This is a genomic window from Mitsuaria sp. WAJ17 (assembly GCF_014174515.1).
In the GTDB taxonomy this organism is placed as follows: Bacteria; Pseudomonadota; Gammaproteobacteria; order Burkholderiales; family Burkholderiaceae_C; genus Roseateles_B.
On the sequence record NZ_JACJUG010000084.1, the window covers coordinates 1 to 1,568 of the forward strand.

At 68.8% G+C, this 1,568-nt stretch carries 1 protein-coding gene; it reads right to left on the minus strand.

The features are described from left to right. Window positions 1-1,568: amino acid adenylation domain-containing protein (locus tag H5407_RS23455; RefSeq protein ID WP_183106901.1), on the minus strand; the 1,568-nt coding region annotated here is incomplete at both ends.

The window sequence follows — 1,568 nt, forward strand, 5'->3', positions numbered from 1 at the left end:
GCCCCGGCTCGTCTTCGCGGGCCAGCACCACCGCCTCGCGCACGCCGGGCTGTGCCAGCAAGCGGGCCTCGATCTCGCCCAGCTCGATGCGGTAGCCGCGCAGCTTCACCTGCGCGTCGTTGCGGCCCACATACTCCAGCACCCCGTCCTCGCGCCAGCGCACCAGGTCGCCGGTGCGATACATCCGCCCTGCCCCGTCCTTCACGAAGGGATCGGCCAGGAAGCGCTCCTGCGTCAGGTCCGGCCTGCCCAGGTAGCCTCGCGCCACCCCGGCGCCCCCGATGTACAGCTCCCCCACCACGCCCGGCGGCACCAGGCGTCGGTGGGTGTCCAGCACGTACAGCCACGTGTTGCCCACGCCGCGACCGATGTCGCTCTTGAACCCTTCCGCGCGGGCCATCGCCACCCAGGTGGAATAGGTGGTCGTCTCCGTCGGACCGTACAGATTGCACACGCGCTCCGCCTGGGTCTGAGCGAACGCACGCTCGGCCAAGGCCTTCTTCAGCGGCTCCCCCGCCAGGTTGATGGTCCGCACACTCGCAGGTACTCCCTGCACATCCAGCAGCGAGGCCAGCGCCGAGGGCACCGTGTTGATCAGCGTCGGCTCCAAGCCAGAGCCCGCCAAGGCCAGGGCGTTCTCCACCACCAGGCACGCGCCCCCGCAGTTCAGCGGCGCAAAGCACTCAAACACCGAGAGGTCAAAGTTCAGCGAGGTCGCCCACAACGTGGACTGCAGCTCCCCGGCACTGAAGGACTCGCCAGCCCAGCTGATGAAGTTCACCGCCTGGCGGTGCTCGATCGCCACGCCCTTGGGCACCCCGGTCGAGCCCGAGGTGTACAACACATAGGCCAGGTGTGTCGGTTGCAGCTCGACCTCCGCGGCCTGCAGGTCCTGTGTCGATTCAATCGACCACTTCGCGGCATCGCCTTGCAGGTCCAGCCGCGGCACTTGGGTGCTTGCCAGCAGCGATTCCAGCGCCTCCCCCAGCGTCCCGTCGCTGAGAATCACGAGCGGCTGCGCGTCCTGCAAGATCAAGGCCAGGCGATCGACCGGGTAGTTGGGGTCCAGCGGCACATAGGCCCCTCCGGCCTTGAGCACCGCCAGCACCGCCACCACCATGCGTTCGCTGCGGCGCAGGCACAGGCCCACCCGCTGGTCGGGGCCCACGCCCAGGGATCGCAAGGTCCGGGCCAGTTGATTGGCCCGCGCGTTCAGCGTGGCGTAATCCAGATCCTCGCCACCGGGGTGGCGCACGGCCAGCGCTGTCGGGCTGCGCCGCACCTGTGCCTGCACCAACTCATGCAGGCATAGCGCAGGGGCGCCAGTGATCTTCGTGTCGTTCCAGGACGCCAGCAGCGCACGCTCGCCCGGGGTGCTCAAGTCCAGCGCCGTCAGGGCGGTCTGCGGCGAGGTCGACAGCGCTTCGTGCAGCTGACTCAGCGCTTGCTCCATCGCCTCGCACAATGCCTGGGCGCTGTGAGGCTCGCGCAGCTGCACGGTCAGGGCCAGACCGCCTTGCTCGTAGTCGTCGATGTTCAGCAGCAGCGGGTAGTTGGTGCGCTCCTCG